Source organism: Arthrobacter sp. NPDC058097 (assembly GCF_042884885.1).
Classification (GTDB): Bacteria; Actinomycetota; Actinomycetes; order Actinomycetales; family Micrococcaceae; genus Arthrobacter.
On sequence record NZ_JBHVSZ010000001.1, the window covers coordinates 461225 to 475647 of the forward strand.

Annotated in this window: 12 protein-coding genes; 4 read left to right on the forward strand and 8 right to left on the reverse strand. The window is 66.7% G+C overall.

Annotation, left to right across the window (positions count from 1 at the left end; genetic code table 11):
* The first annotated feature begins 236 nt into the window (after positions 1-236).
* Together ACFVTE_RS02200 and ACFVTE_RS02205 are read left to right on the forward strand one after the other, a co-directional pair.
* On the forward strand, positions 237-1613 hold the full coding sequence (locus ACFVTE_RS02200; RefSeq protein ID WP_387096209.1) for a glycosyltransferase: 1377 nt from the start codon (positions 237-239) through the stop codon (positions 1611-1613).
* 2 nt (positions 1614-1615) lie between these two features.
* Positions 1616-1870: a hypothetical protein gene (locus ACFVTE_RS02205; RefSeq protein WP_387096212.1), complete on the forward strand. Its 255-nt coding sequence runs from the start codon at positions 1616-1618 to the stop codon at positions 1868-1870.
* Here ACFVTE_RS02205 and ACFVTE_RS02210 read toward each other — a convergent pair.
* The 6 genes from ACFVTE_RS02210 to lysS all read right to left on the reverse strand — a co-directional run bounded on the left by ACFVTE_RS02210 (position 1857) and on the right by lysS (position 9811).
* Positions 1857-2366, reverse strand: a complete 510-nt coding sequence (locus ACFVTE_RS02210) for an amino-acid N-acetyltransferase (protein WP_387096216.1) — start codon at positions 2364-2366, stop codon at positions 1857-1859. The genes ACFVTE_RS02205 and ACFVTE_RS02210 overlap by 14 nt on opposite strands.
* A 58-nt stretch (positions 2367-2424) precedes the next feature.
* The gene (locus ACFVTE_RS02215) at positions 2425-4545 is read right to left on the reverse strand and encodes a S9 family peptidase (RefSeq protein ID WP_387096219.1); all 2121 of its coding nucleotides are present in this window, start codon (positions 4543-4545) and stop codon (positions 2425-2427) included.
* Between the two features lie 169 nt (positions 4546-4714).
* Positions 4715-7207, reverse strand: a complete 2493-nt coding sequence (locus ACFVTE_RS02220) for an ATP-dependent Clp protease ATP-binding subunit (protein ID WP_331570872.1) — start codon at positions 7205-7207, stop codon at positions 4715-4717.
* A gap of 413 nt (positions 7208-7620) precedes the next feature.
* Positions 7621-7947, reverse strand: coding sequence for an Lsr2 family protein (locus ACFVTE_RS02225; RefSeq protein WP_307099115.1), 327 nt, complete (start codon positions 7945-7947; stop codon positions 7621-7623).
* A 137-nt stretch (positions 7948-8084) separates the two neighbouring features.
* Positions 8085-8270, reverse strand: a complete 186-nt coding sequence (locus ACFVTE_RS02230) for a hypothetical protein (RefSeq protein ID WP_387097132.1) — start codon at positions 8268-8270, stop codon at positions 8085-8087.
* A gap of 2 nt (positions 8271-8272) precedes the next feature.
* On the reverse strand, positions 8273-9811 hold the full coding sequence (gene lysS / locus ACFVTE_RS02235) for a lysine--tRNA ligase (RefSeq protein ID WP_387096222.1): 1539 nt from the start codon (positions 9809-9811) through the stop codon (positions 8273-8275).
* Between the two features lie 157 nt (positions 9812-9968).
* Here lysS and ACFVTE_RS02240 point away from each other — a divergent pair, with 157 nt between their 5' ends.
* Together ACFVTE_RS02240 and ACFVTE_RS02245 are read left to right on the forward strand one after the other, a co-directional pair.
* A complete protein-coding gene (locus ACFVTE_RS02240) occupies positions 9969-10898 on the forward strand; it encodes an alpha/beta fold hydrolase (protein ID WP_387096225.1) in 930 nt (309 codons plus the stop codon).
* Positions 10899-10941: 43 nt separating this feature from the next.
* A complete protein-coding gene (locus ACFVTE_RS02245; RefSeq protein ID WP_387096228.1) occupies positions 10942-11778 on the forward strand; it encodes an alpha/beta fold hydrolase in 837 nt (278 codons plus the stop codon).
* A gap of 90 nt (positions 11779-11868) precedes the next feature.
* Here the strand turns inward: ACFVTE_RS02245 and ACFVTE_RS02250 are convergent, their stop codons facing one another.
* Both ACFVTE_RS02250 and ACFVTE_RS02255 read right to left on the reverse strand, forming a co-directional pair.
* Positions 11869-13380, reverse strand: a complete 1512-nt coding sequence (locus ACFVTE_RS02250) for an MDR family MFS transporter (protein ID WP_387096231.1) — start codon at positions 13378-13380, stop codon at positions 11869-11871.
* Between the two features lie 105 nt (positions 13381-13485).
* Positions 13486-14415 carry a 4-phosphopantoate--beta-alanine ligase gene (locus ACFVTE_RS02255; protein WP_387096234.1) on the reverse strand — a complete coding sequence of 310 codons (930 nt, stop codon included), beginning with the start codon at positions 14413-14415 and terminating at the stop codon, positions 13486-13488.
* Positions 14416-14423 lie beyond the last annotated feature (8 nt).

Sequence of the window (14423 nt, forward strand, 5' to 3'; positions counted from 1 at the left end):
AACGGGAAAGGGACAGCCCCCAATGCCGTCCCTTCCGCCGTCCCGATAGTTTATCCAGCGAGTTTATAAAACAAAAGGAATATTACGGCGCAACTTTGAGCGGATCTTGATCAGTTCCCGCGGCAATACCGAGCCGGCGCTGCAACCATCTCATCGGTCAGGTCACCGACCACATCAATCCGTACCGCATGGAGTAAGCCATCAAACCCCACCGCAAACTGCAGAAAACCGCCGGGGTGCTGATCGCCCTGGGGGCGGCAGGCACGGCCGCTCTGCTCTGGCTCGCCGTCACCTACACCGTGCCGACGTCGGCAGCCGCCCCCAGCAGGGCCACGCTGCTGGGAATCTGGGGCGTACTTTACGTTGCCGAAGCTCCGGCGCCGTGGATGCTTTCGACGGCGATCGCCGTCGCCTTCCTGCTCATTGCCGGAATCGCCCTGGCGGACCGGCATATCTCCCTCAAGTCGCGGCGTTCAGCCAACCCGGCCCAGCCGCTGGCCCCACGCATCGTAATGGCAAGGACCAGGGGCGTTTACGCCGGACCTGTCACTCTTACGGTCCTCATCCCGGCCCACAACGAAGCCGCATCCCTTCCCCTGACACTGGCGTCGCTCCTCGCCCAGTCGCAGCCGCCGCAGCGGATCATCGTCGTTGCGGACAACTGCACCGACGCCACGGCCGACGTCGCCCGGGCGGCCGGCGTCGAGGTCCTGGAGACGGTGCGAAACTCCCAAAAGAAGGCCGGTGCACTGAACCAGGCGCTGAAGCGGCTGCTCCCCGGGCAGGGCGACAACGATCTGGTCATGGTGATGGACGCCGATACCCTGCTCGACGACGGGTTCCTGGCTTGCGCCGTCGAGTACTTCACGCGGGACAGGGCCCTTATGGCCGTCGGCGGGCTCTTCTACGGCGAACCGGGCCACGGGCTGCTTGGCCAGTTCCAGCGCAACGAATACATCCGGTACGCGCGGGACATGAGGCGCCGGCGGGGGCGGGTCTTTGTGCTCACGGGGACCGCTTCGGTGTTCCGTCCGGTGGCACTGCGCGCCGTCGCGGAGAACCGAGGCACAGCCCTGCCCGGGGTGGCAGGGGACGTTTACGACACCTGGGCCCTCACCGAAGACAACGAGCTGACTATTGCCCTGAAGTCGCTTGGCGGCCTCATGGTCTCGCCGTCGGAGTGCGCGGTGGTCACCGAACTCATGCCGACGTGGCGCACACTCTGGGCCCAGCGGCTGCGGTGGCAGCGCGGTGCCCTGGAGAACCTGGGTGCCTACGGCCTGACGCCGCCAACCGCCCGTTACTGGGCGCAGCAGTTCGGCCTTGGCTACGGTGTCATCGCCCTGAGTTCCTACCTGCTGCTGATTCTCCTGACGGTGCTCGCGCTCGACACGTGGATCTGGTTCCCCTTCTGGCTGGGGCTGGGCTTGCTTTTCTCCTTCGAGCGGATGGTCACCGTCTGGCGCGGTGGCTGGCGGGCCCGCCTCCTCGCCCTGACCGTCGTCCCGGAGCTGGTGTTCGACATGTTCCTCAACGTGGTCTATGTGAAGGGCATCATCGACATGTCGGTGGGCCGGGAGGCCAGCTGGAAGCACCTGGCTAAGGCGGGCTGAACATGATCGCAGCAGCTGTACGCACGGGGCTGGTGCTGCCCGAGGCCCTGCTCTTTACGGACTGGTTCCGCGTCATGGCGGCCTTCGTGGCGGTGAACACGGTGATGTATGCCGCGCTGGCCGTGGCCAAGGTCCTGCCGAAGGTGCAGCCGCCGGACTGGAGGCGCGGGCAGCGGTCCGAAACCCGCGGCATCTACCCCGAAGGGCACAAGGAAGAGTCCCGCGAGAAGGTCGCGGCGGGCTCTAGAGAGCCTTGATCATCCGCGTGTTGCCGAGCGTGTTGGGCTTCACGCGCGCCAGGTCCAGGAACTCGGCCACGCCTTCGTCATGCGAGCGCAGCAGTTCGGAGTACACCTGCGGGTCCACAGCCGACTGGTCGGCCATCACCTCGAAGCCGTGCCGCTTGAAGAAGTCCACCTCGAAGGTCAGGCAGAACACCCGCGAGACGCCCAGCGCCTCGGCCTGCTTCAGGAGGCTCTCGACCAGGACGTGCCCCACGCCCTTGCCGCGCCACGCATCCGAGGCGGCGAGGGTGCGCACCTCCGCAAGGTCCTCCCACATGACGTGCAGGGCGCCGCAGCCGATAACCTCGCCGGCCGCCGACTCGGCGATCAGGAACTCCTGCAGGCTCTCGTAATAGGCCACCGTTTCCTTGGCCATCAGTATTCGCTCTTCCGCCAGCGGCGCCACCAGTCTCTTGATGGCAGCCACATCGCTGGTCCGGGCAGGGCGAACAGTGAAGGAGTCAGTCACAGCCCCATCTTACGGGGACGCTCACCCCGGGCACGGAGGCTGCGGCCTTTACCGCGTGCTAGAGACCCAGGTCCGCCGGGAGCCCGATGTCCTTGCCGAGGACGTTCCTGGCCAGGAAGTGTTCAACCACGCCGTACCAGACCTTTGCGTGCTGCGGCTGCAGGATCCAGTGGTTCTCGTCGGGGTAGAAGAGGAACCGGTGGCTGGTCTGCCCGTTTTCGTCAGAGGCGAGCTGGGATTTGGAAAGCAGCTCGTACCAGAGCCGCAGGCCTTCCCCGATGGGCACCCGGTAGTCCTTGTCGCCATGGATCACCAGCATGGGCGTCCGGATCTTCTCGACGTGCAGGTGCGGGGAGTTCTCCAGCGCCATCTCCGCCGTCATTTCCTTGAGCCAGTACTGCGACGCGTCGGTGGTGGGCCCGAACTGGTCAAGCGCCCACAGGCTGGCGTGGGTCACGATCGCCTGGAAGCGGTCCGTCTGACCGGCCACCCAGTTGGCCATGTAGCCGCCGAAGGAGCCGCCCATGGCGGCGGTGCGGCTTTCGTCGATGTCCGGCCGCTGCACCACCGAGTCCGTGATGGCCATGAGATCGGTAAAGGGCGCCTTGCCCCAGCCGCCCCACCCGCGCTGGATGTAGTCCTGGCCGTAGCCCGTGGACAGGGCGGGGTCCGGCAGCAGGACGGCGTAGCCCCGGGCGGTGAGCAGCCAGGGGTTCCAGCGCCAGGTCCAGGCGTTCCAGGATCCCAGCGGTCCGCCGTGGATCCACAGCAGCAGCGGTGCGGGGTTCCCGGCGGAGGCCCCCGCTGGCAGGGCCAGGTAGGCCGGCACCCTGGATCCGTCGGCGGCGGTCGTCTCCACCCGCTCCAGCGAGCCCTCGGTTTGCGGCCGCTGCGCCGGCGACGGCAGCCGCGTCACCTCCCCGCTGGCGAGGTCGATCCGGACAGCCTCGGCGGGGAACTCGTACGAACTCCGCAGCGCGTAAGCGCTGCGTCCGTCGGGTGAGACGACGACGTCGGTATAGGCCGCCGCGTCCGGCGTCACCCTGGAGGCACTCCCCCGGGTGACGCCTGCCGCAACGCTGACGCTGAAAACCGGCGACGCGCCGTCGTCGTCCGCCGTGACCAGGAGGGCAGAGCCGTCCGGGAGCCAGGCCTCCGGGTGGGGCCAGCGGTCCCAGCCGTGGGCCAGGGGCTCCAGTTCCTCCCGGCCGGCATCCCCGGAAACGTCGAGAAGGTGCAGCTTGACCTGCGGGGCGCGCTGGGGCGTCGTGTCGGTCTCACTGACAACGGCGAGCGTGCCGCCGTCCGGGCTGACCGGCCCCGGGAAGTAGTTCACGCCCTCCTCGTCGAGGAGGATCCTCACAGTGCCGGTGGCAACGTCGACGGCGGCCAGGACCGAGCGCAGGTCTGCCCTCGGCAGCGGCTTGGCCAGGCTCGTGTAAAGGGTCTTGCCGTCCGCGCTGACCACCGTGACGGCTTCCCGGAGGCGGGATCCTGCCTGCGGGGTGAGGTTGCGCAGCGTGAGGGGCACCGCGCGGTCAACGGTGGCGGGCTTGCCGGATTCCTGCTCCGGCCCCGGCTCCACCGCGAAGAGCCGTGGCTGGGCCGGGCCGAGGTCCGCGTCCCAGTAGCGCACCGGGTATTCGCTGTGCAGGATGGCCGCCACCTTGTTGTCCTTGCGGCTTTTGCGGCGCTCGGCGTCGTCCTCCTCGCTGCTGGAGCCGGCAAGGACGGACGCGGTGACGAAGGCCGCGTTGGCGTCCCTGGCCGCCATGACCCTGTCCACGCCGCCGGCCCGCGACAGCACCACGCGGGCCTCGCCGCCGTCTGCGGGGAGGACCCAGAGCGCACTGACGGGATCGCCGTCGGTCTCCTTGTCCGGATCCGGCCGGGCGGATGTGAAGTAGATGTCACCGTTGGCAGCAAACGCGGCGCCGGCTTCGCCCTTGGCACTGCGGGTGATCCTGCGGGCCTGCTTCTGGCCGGCCGGGTCCAGCTCCCACAGAGCGGTTCCGTATTCGGTGCCTTTGCTGTTGAGCGTGGCAACCGTGGTCACCAGCCGCCGGCCGTCGGGGCTGAGGGCCAGGCCACTGACGCGCGGGATCGCCAGGTAGTGGTCGATGTCATGGAAGGGGGTCGCCGGTTGCTCAGGCAGGATCGCTGCATCTTCAGTTGACATGTGCTGATTCAACACCGCCTGTGCGCTGGATCACAGGAGGGTTCACTATCAGTGAAACAGTACTTTCAGACCTCGGCCGCCACCGAACCAACAGCAGGAGGCCCCGCCTGCTCCCTTTCGGGGGCGGGCGGGGCCTCTTGGCGCTGGAGTGCGGCTAGGAGTCAGGCAGTTACGCGCTCGGGGCGATTTCCGGGATGCGCGGCTTGGCGTTGCCGGCGAAGGTGAACTTCGCGTCGTCGCCCTCGCCGTCCACATCCACCACCACGATGTCGCCGGGGTGCAGCTCGCCGAACAGGATCTTCTCGGAGAGCTGGTCCTCGATCTCGCGCTGGATGGTGCGGCGCAGCGGCCTTGCACCCATGGCGGGATCGTAGCCGCGGGTGGCCAGGAGCACCTTGGCTGCCTTGGTCAGCTCGATGCCCATGTCCTTGTCCTTGAGCCGCTTCTCCAGGCGGGTCACGAACAGGTCCACGATCTCGATGATCTCGTCCTGCGTCAGCTGCGGGAACACCACGACGTCGTCAACACGGTTGAGGAACTCGGGGCGGAAGTGCTGCTTGAGCTCCTCCGTGACCCGGGCGCGCATCCGGTTGTAGCCGGTCTGGGTATCCGTGCCGGACTGGAAGCCGGTGGCGACGCTCTTGGAGATGTCCCGGGTGCCGAGGTTCGTGGTCATGATGATCACGGTGTTCTTGAAGTCCACCACGCGGCCCTGGGAGTCGGTCAGGCGGCCGTCTTCCAGGATCTGCAGCAGCGAGTTGAAGAGGTCCGCGTGGGCCTTTTCCACTTCGTCGAACAGGACCACGGAGAACGGACGGCGGCGGACCTTCTCGGTCAGCTGCCCGCCCTCTTCGTAGCCGACGTAGCCCGGAGGGGCGCCGAAGAGACGCGACACCGTGTGCTTCTCGGAGTACTCGGACATGTCCAGCGTGATGAGGGCATCCTCTTCACCGAACAGGAACTCCGCGAGGGCCTTGGCAAGCTCGGTCTTGCCGACGCCGGTGGGGCCGGCGAAGATGAACGAGCCGCCGGGACGCTTGGGGTCCTTCAGGCCGGCACGCGTGCGGCGGATGGCCTGGGACAGCGCCTTGATGGCTTCGTCCTGGCCGACGACGCGCTTGTGCAACTCGTCTTCCATCTTCAGCAGGCGCGAGGACTCTTCCTCGGTCAGCTTGAAGACCGGAATGCCAGTGGAGTTCGCGAGGACTTCGGCGATCAGGTCCTCGTCCACCTCGGAGATGTCGTCCATGCCGCCGGTCTTCCAGTGGCGTTCCTTCTCGGAGCGCTCGGTGATGAGTTTCTGCTCCTTGTCGCGCAGCGCGGCAGCACCCTCGAAGTCCTGTGCGTCAATCGCGGACTCCTTCTCCATCTTCAGCTCGGAGATGCGCTCGTCCATCTCCTTGAGCTCCGGCGGAGCGGTCATGCGGCGGATGCGGAGCCGGGCACCGGCTTCGTCAATGAGGTCGATCGCCTTGTCCGGCAGGAACCGGTCCGAGATGTAGCGTTCGGAGAGGTTCGCGGCCGAGGCGAGGGCGCCGTCGGTGATGGTGACGCGGTGGTGCGCCTCGTAGCGGTCCCGCAGGCCCTTGAGGATTTCGATCGCATGCGCAACCGACGGCTCCTTGACCTGGATGGGCTGGAAGCGGCGCTCGAGGGCGGCGTCCTTCTCGATGTGCTTGCGGTACTCGTCCAGCGTGGTGGCACCGATGGTCTGCAGCTCGCCGCGGGCCAGCATCGGCTTCAGGATCGAGGCTGCGTCGATGGCACCTTCGGCGGCACCGGCACCCACCAGGGTGTGGATCTCGTCGATGAAGAGGATGATGTCGCCGCGGGTGCGGATTTCCTTGAGGACCTTCTTCAGGCGCTCTTCGAAGTCACCGCGGTAGCGGGAGCCTGCCACCAGGGAGCCAAGGTCCAGCGTGTAGAGCTGCTTGTCCTTGATGGTCTCCGGCACGTCGCCGCGCACGATCGCCTGGGCAAGGCCCTCGACGACGGCCGTCTTGCCGACGCCGGGCTCGCCGATCAGCACGGGATTGTTCTTGGTGCGGCGGGAAAGGACCTGCATGACGCGTTCCATTTCCTGCTCGCGTCCGATCACAGGGTCCAGCTTGTTCTCGCGGGCAGCCTGCGTCAGGTTCCGGCCGAACTGGTCCAGCACCACAGAGCCTGCGGGGGTACCCTCAGCCTGGCTCTGGCCGACGCCGGCGCCGGTGGTTTCCTTGCCCTGGTAGCCGGAGAGCAGCTGGATGACCTGCTGGCGGACCCGGTTCAGGTCGGCACCGAGCTTCACCAGCACCTGCGCTGCCACACCCTCACCCTCGCGGATGAGTCCCAGCAGGATGTGCTCCGTGCCGATGTAGTTGTGGCCGAGCTGCAGGGCTTCGCGCAGCGAAAGCTCCAGCACCTTCTTTGCACGCGGCGTGAAGGGGATGTGGCCGGAGGGCGCCTGCTGGCCCTGGCCGATGATCTCCTGCACCTGCTCGCGGACGCCGTCGAGCGAAATGCTCAAGGACTCAAGAGCTTTGGCGGCAACGCCCTCACCCTCATGGATCAGACCCAAGAGGATGTGTTCGGTACCAATGTAATTGTGGTTCAGCATGCGTGCCTCTTCTTGGGCAAGCACAACTACGCGACGGGCACGGTCCGTAAATCGCTCAAACATTTCGCCACACTCCTAGCTACGACGTACTTTGATGCTACGTGGGGGAACCCGGACTTGGGGAGCTTGTTCGCCACAGGGGAAACCGGGGGGGCTTGCACACGTGCGTGCAGCTGCCGTACCGGCGTTGCCGGCGCAATGCCGGAACAGGCTTTGAATAGCATCCGCATGCCAATCTGGCGGCAATTACCGTTTCCCTTGACCGGGTGTCGGAAATCACGAGGTACGGATTGTTCCAAAGGCCGGGGATTAGACCCGGAGACTCGATTACCCGGCAGGGCAGCGACCCTGATTAACGGCGGTTCTGATTAATCCGGGCAGCAACCGTCGGTTAAAGCGCAGCGCCCCCGTCAGCAGGGGGCGCCGCACATATGCTCAGATCATTTAGTGCCCTAACGGATTGTCAGGGCTGCGAGCTAGGAATTGGCCTTTTGGTAGGCTTCCTGGATTTCTGCCTGAATACGGCCGCGCGCGTTTACGGTGTAACCGTGGTCCCGCGCCCACTGGCGTATCTGGGCAGAGTCCTGGCTGCGTCCACCCGGTGCCTTGGCACGGGTAGGGCGGCCGCCGGAGGTTTTACGGCCGGCCGAAACAAAGCGTTCCAGTGACGACCGCAGTTCTGAAGCATTGGCCGAGGACAGGTCAATTTCATAACCGACGCCATCCAGGCCGAAGCGAACGGTTTCGTCCGCAGATCCCCCATCCAGATCGTCCACCAGGACAATATTGACTTTCTGTGCCATCAAAAATCTCTCTTTTGGAAAGGACGTGTAATCAGAAAAGCAGGATGTTTCCACCTGAAGTATCTCCCCCAATAAGGCAACGCGTCAAAACGCGCAAGAGTTCCTTGGGGATAACCGGGGATTTTAAAAGTGGCCTGTTATTTGTCTGATTTGCTCGGCGGTTCGGGGGAATCGTCCCCGGCCGGCGCCTGCGCATCCGCTTCGGCCTGAGCGCGTGCTTCGGCCTGGCGTTCTGCTTTGTCGGCGTTAAAGATCGACTTCATGGCAAACCAAAAGAGCAGCCCAACCACCAGCGAGGGCAGCAGTACCGCGACGTAGTCCATCATCAGTGGCCTTCTGGCTTGAGCAGGGGGAAGAGAATGGTTTCCCGGATGCCTGCGCCGGTGAACAGCATGACCAGGCGGTCGATGCCCAGGCCGATGCCGCCCATGGGAGGCGCACCGTACTCCAGCGCACGCAGGAAGTCCTCGTCCAGCTGCATGGCCTCGGCGTCGCCGGCGGCGGCGTGCATGGACTGCTCGGTGAGGCGCTCACGCTGGATGACCGGGTCAATGAGCTCTGAGAAGGCGGTGCCGCGTTCCATGCCGCCGATGATCAGGTCCCAGGCCTCGATCAGCCGGCCGTCCTCACGGTGCGGACGGGCCAGCGGCTGGGCGGACGGCGGGTAGTCGTAGACAAACGTGGGGTTCAGCAGGGTGGGTTCCACGATTTCGCCGAAGAGTTCCACGGCCAGCTTCTCGGCGTCCCACTTGGGGTCGATCTTCACATCGTGCTTCTCAGCCACGGCGCGCAGTTCCTCGAGCGTGGTGTCCGGGGTGATTTCCTGGCCCACCGCCTCGGAAAGTCCGGGGTAAACAGCAACCCAGGCCCAGTCGCCGTCGAGGTTGATCTCCCCGGCTTCGGTCTGCAGTACCCGTCCGGCCCCCACGGCGTCCGCGGCATCCAGGATGATCTCCTTGATGCGCTCGGCCATGACGAACTGGTCCGCCCAGGCCTCGTAGCACTCAAGCGTGGTGAACTCCGGGCTGTGGGTGGAGTCAACGCCCTCGTTGCGGAAGACGCGGCCCATGTCGTAGACGCGGTCGATGCCGCCCACCACGGCACGCTTGAGGTACAGCTCGGTGGCGATGCGCAGGGTCATCTTCTGGTCGAACGCGTTCATGTGCGTTTCGAACGGCCGGGCCAGGGCGCCGCCGTGGACCAGCTGCAGGATGGGCGTCTCCACCTCGACGTAAGCGTGGCGGAACAGCGTCTCGCGGATGGAGCGGGTGATGGCGGCGCGGGTGTAGACCATCTCGCGGGCCTCGTCGCGGACCATCAGGTCCACATAGCGCTGGCGGACGCGGGTTTCCTCGTTGAGTTCGGCGTGCAGCACCGGCAGCGGGCGCAGCGCCTTGGACGCCATGGACCAGGACTCGGCCATGACGGAGAGTTCACCGCGGCGGGAGGAGATGACTTCGCCCTTGATGTAGACGTGGTCGCCGAGGTCAACGAGGGCCTTCCAGTCGGCGAGGGCCTCTTCGCCCACGTTCGCCAGGCTGAGCATGGCCTGCAGCCTGGTGCCCTTGCCGTCGGTGCCGCCTTCCTGCAGCGTGGCGAAGCACAGCTTGCCGGTGTTCCGGACGAACACCACGCGGCCGGTGATGCCAACGACGTCGCCGGTGGTCTCGTCGGCCTGCAGGTGGGCGTACTTTTCGCGGATCTCGCTGAGCGAGTGCGTGCGCTCAACACCCACCGGGTACGCCTCCTGCCCGCGTTCGATCAGCTTGGCGCGCTTCTCCATGCGGATGCGCATCTGTTCGCTGGCGTCGAGCGGTTCGGGGGCATTCTTGGGGGCGGGGGTGTTTTGGGAAGTCACAGTCATCAAGTTTACCGGGTTTACCGGGTTTACCGGGACTTCCCGCCTTGGAGTTCCGCACCCCCCACCTTGGAGTTTTTGTCCAGATATTCGGACTTCCGGGGCCATTTGGAGCCATTATCTGGACAAAAACTCCGGAGGGGGTGGGGCATAGACTCGGGCTGTGGAGACGTGGACAGTTGAGACGGACGACGACGGCAGCCGGCTTGAGGTGCACTCCTTCAGGCCCGCCGCACTCACCACCGCAAACGGCGGCAGCACCTCCGCGGAAGGTGACCCGGCCCCGGTGACGCCGCCCGGCGTCGTCGTAATTCACGGAACGCTGGTGACCGACGCCCTGTACCGGCCGTTCGCCCGCAACCTGAGCCTCCTGCTGAGCCGGCCGGTGCACTGCTACAACCGCCGCGGCCGAGCCGGTTCCGCGCCACAGCCGGACGACTATTCGGTGGCGACCGAGATCCGGGACCTGGCCGCCGTGATGAAGGCGACGGGCTCGGAGGACGTGGTGGCACACAGCTTCGGCGGCTTCGTGGCTCTTCAGGCGGCGCGCGACATGCCGCTGCGCCGGCTCGTCACGTACGACGCCGCGGTGTCCCTATCCGGCAACCTGAACCACCGCTGGCGGCCGGAGCTGGAGCAGGCCGTGACGGAGGGACAGCTCAACCATGCCTGGGCGCACCTGGTGCAGGGGCTGGCCACGGCCGGCCCGCTGTCCTACCTGCCGCTCGGCGCGCTGCGGATGCTGAGCATCATGTCGGCCCGGACCAACGTCGGCGCGGAGATGCGGGAGCTGCTGCCGACAGCCGTGAAGGAGATGCGGGCGGTGCTCGACGCCGACGCGGAGCTCGCCGACTTCACCGAACTCACCACCCCCACGCTGATGCTCAGCGGCGGCTGGAGCCCGAGATACTTTGGCGACACCGGCCGGCAGCTGGCGTCGGCCGTGCCGGCGATCGATTTCGCCGTGGTTCCGGGCCAGCTGCACGAGGGTCCGATCCGGCCGGGCAAGCGCCTGGCCCTCCGGATAGCGCGCTTCCTCAACGGCACCGACGGGAGCATCCGGCCACTGAGCGGGAAGCGCCGGCGCAAGTAGCTTCCGGCTGTCAGCACGGGCCGGCCTCCGATAGGCTCGGACCATGACTCGCGAGATCATCAGCACACCCGACGGCGGCAAGCTCGAGCTGTTCAGCACGGGCGAGGAACTGGCCCCGGCCGGCTCCGGCGTGGTTGTGGTCACGGCCTCCATGGTGACGGCGGCGGACTACACCCGCTTCGCGCAGAAGCTCAGCGCCTCCCTCGGCCGGCCGGTGCACACGTTCAACCGCCGCGGCCGGGGCGCGTCCTCCGAACAGGCCGGGGACTACACCCTGGACGTCGACATCCGCGACCTCGATACCGTCATGAAGCACACTGACAGCACCGACGTCTTCGGCCACAGCTTCGGCGGCGCCGTGGCCATCCACGCGGCGCGGACCCTCCCGGTGGAGCGGCTCGCCGTCTACGATCCCGCCGTCTCCGTCAACCACAGCGTCACGGCTGACTGGACCACTGAATACGAACGGGCGACGGCGGCCGGCGACGACGACCGCGCCCTCGCCGTCCTGCTCCGCGGGCTCGAGGCGGAGAGCGCCTTCTCCTCGCGCATGCCGCTGTCCATGATGACCCTCGCCAACAAGCTCACGGCGGGAACGACGGTGGGCAAGCAGATGCGGGAAATGATGCGCACCGGCGTCCGGGAGATCAAGGCCATCATCGCCGCGGACATGCCGGCCGAACCGTTCCTGGCGCTGCCGCTGGAGACGCTCATCATCGTGGGCGAGAAGAGCCCGGCGTACTTCGGCGTGGCCTGCGGCCAGATCCACGACGTCCTCTCCGGTTCCAGCTACACCATCCTGCCGGGTTTCGGGCACGACGGCGTCAACCGCGCCCCGGACCGGCTCATCACCGAACTCAGCGACTTCTTCGCCGGGTAAGCCCCGCATAGAGCAACGCGGGGTCACTTACCGCCCATTAAACCCTCCGGATTGGGCGCGAAGTGACCCCGCGTTGCTCTTAGTGTTTCCTTAGTGGGCGGCGGGTGCTCCTTCGGCGCCGGCCGTCTTCCGCATCATGGTGGAAAGAACGACGGCGGCAACGGCTATGACGGTTGCCGTCAGGAACGCTGCGTTCATGCCCGCAACGAGGCCGGAGGCTGCGGAAACGAAGGCGAAGATGGACACCAGCAGCGCAGTACCCGCCGCGCCGGCCACCTGCTGCAGCGTGCTCATGATGGCCGAGCCGTGCGAGTACAGATGCGGCGGCAGCGGGTTCAGCCCGGTGGTGAACGCCGGGGTGAAGAGTAGCGCCAGCCCGAAGCTGAGCCCGACGTGCAGGGTGACGATCCACCAGACCGGAGTGCCGGCATCGAGCATTGCGAACTGCCACAGCGTCAGGACCATGAGCGAGGATCCGGTGACCGTGAGCGGCAGCGGCCCCACCTTGTCGAACAGGCGGCCGATCACCGGTCCGAGCAGGCCCATGGCGAGGCCGCCGGGCAGCAGCGCCAGGCCGGTCTCGAGGGACTGCAGGCCGCGGATTTCCTGCAGGTACAGCGGCAGCAGGATCACGGCGCCGAACAGGGCCACCATGGACACCACCATCAGCAGCACCGAGACCGTGAACATCCGGAAGTTGAAGGCCCGCAGGTCCAGCAGCGGAGACTCGGACTTCTGCAGCCTGAGCTGCCGGAAGGTGAAGGCGGCAAGGCCAGCAACGCCAACAACCAGCGCCACCACGGCCAGTGTGCTCGGGCCGTTGCTCCCGCCGTGGCCGCCTCCGATCTGGCTAAGGCCGTAGACGAGGCCGCCGAACGCGGGAACGGTCAGCACCACGGAGAGGAAATCCAGCCGGGACTTCCCGGTCTCGCCGACGTTGGTCAGGAACCTGGCGCCAATGGCCAGCGCCGCCAGGGCGATGGGCAGGACGAAGATGAACATGAAGCGCCAGGAGAAGTGCTGCAGGATGAACCCGGAGACGGTGGGCCCCATGGCCGGCGCAACGGAGATCGCGATGCTGACGTTGCCCATCACGGCGCCGCGGCGGGCCAGCGGCACCAGTGTGAGGATGGTGGTCATCAGCAGCGGCAGCATGATGGCGGTGCCGCCGGCCTGGATGATCCGTGCCAGCAGGAGGATTTCAAAGCCGGGCGACGCCGCGGCGAGCGCCGTGCCGCCGGCGAACAGGCCCATCGCCAGGAGGAAGACGGACCGCGTCGAGAGCCGCTGCAGGATGAAGCCGGTGGTCGGAATCACCACGGCCATGGTCAGCATGAACCCGGTGGAGAGCCACTGGACGGTGGGCGCATCTACTCGCAGGTCCACCATGAGCCGCTGCAGGGCCACGTTCATGATGGTTTCGTTCAGGATCACCACGAAGGTTGCCACCAGCAGCGTGACGATCACCGTGACGGACTCGCGGGACATCCTGTCCGACGACGGTGCTGCCGCCGGGGATGGTGCTCCGTTCGGGGTTGCAACGGGAGCGGCCGGCTCCTTGACGGGTTCGCCGTGCGAATCGGACGTGACGTTGGTAGACATGGCGAGGCCCTCAGGAGAGTTGGATGTGGTGGCTGGCGGTCAGCGCCGCTGCAGACTCCAACAGTGTAGTGGCCGGACCCATTCCCCGTACACGGGATTTATCCGTCAGGAGCTGAGCGGCACGTTGTCGATCAGCCGCACGGCACCCACCTTCGCGGCAACCAGTGCCAGCCCCTCACCGCGGAAGGGTGTCTCGTGGCAGTTCTCCGCGAGCGGCTCCAGCGTGACGGGATCCACGACGTCGAGGTAGTCGAGCTGGACCAGGGGCTGGGACTCGATCAGCGCCCTGGCCGACTCGACATCAAGGGCCTCGTTCGCGTTGGCCCGCTCCTCAATGAGGCGCAGCGCGCGGGACAGGACCAGGGCGGCTTCGCGTTCCTCATCCGAGAGGAAGCGGTTCCGGCTGGACAGTGCCAGCCCGTCGGCGGCCCGGGCGGTGGGGACGGCAACGATCTCCACGGGGAAGTTCAGGTCGGCCACCATCCGGCGCACCAGGGCCAGCTGCTGGGCGTCCTTCTGCCCGAAGTAGGCGCGGTACGCCGGCAGCCCGCCGCCGGAGCCGGCCACGAAGGCGTTGCCGCCGGGAAGGCCGGTGCCGGGGATGCCCAGATGCAGGAGCTTGGCCACCACGGTAAGCGCGCCGTCGAAGTGCCCGGGCCGGGACGCACCTTCCCACTTCTCCCCCAGCGGACCGGACGTGACCCTGACCATCGGCTGCCCGCCCGGGTACATCTCCTCGACCGACGGTGCGAAGACCAGGTCAACGCCCCGCTCCTCGAGCAGCGCCATGTCTGTCTCGAGGGTCCGCGGGTAGCGGTCCAGGTCCTGCGCCTCGCCGAACTGCAGGGGGTTCACAAAGATGGAGGCCACCACCACGTCGTTCTGTTCGACGGCGGCCCGCGCCAGCCGCCCATGCCCCTCATGGAGGGCGCCCATGGTGGGCACGAGGCCCAGCGACGAGCCGTTCTTCTGTGTCAGCAGCAGCCGGCTTTGTGCACGGAGGGAGTCCGCCGTCGTTACGAGTCGGATTGCCATGTCAGTGT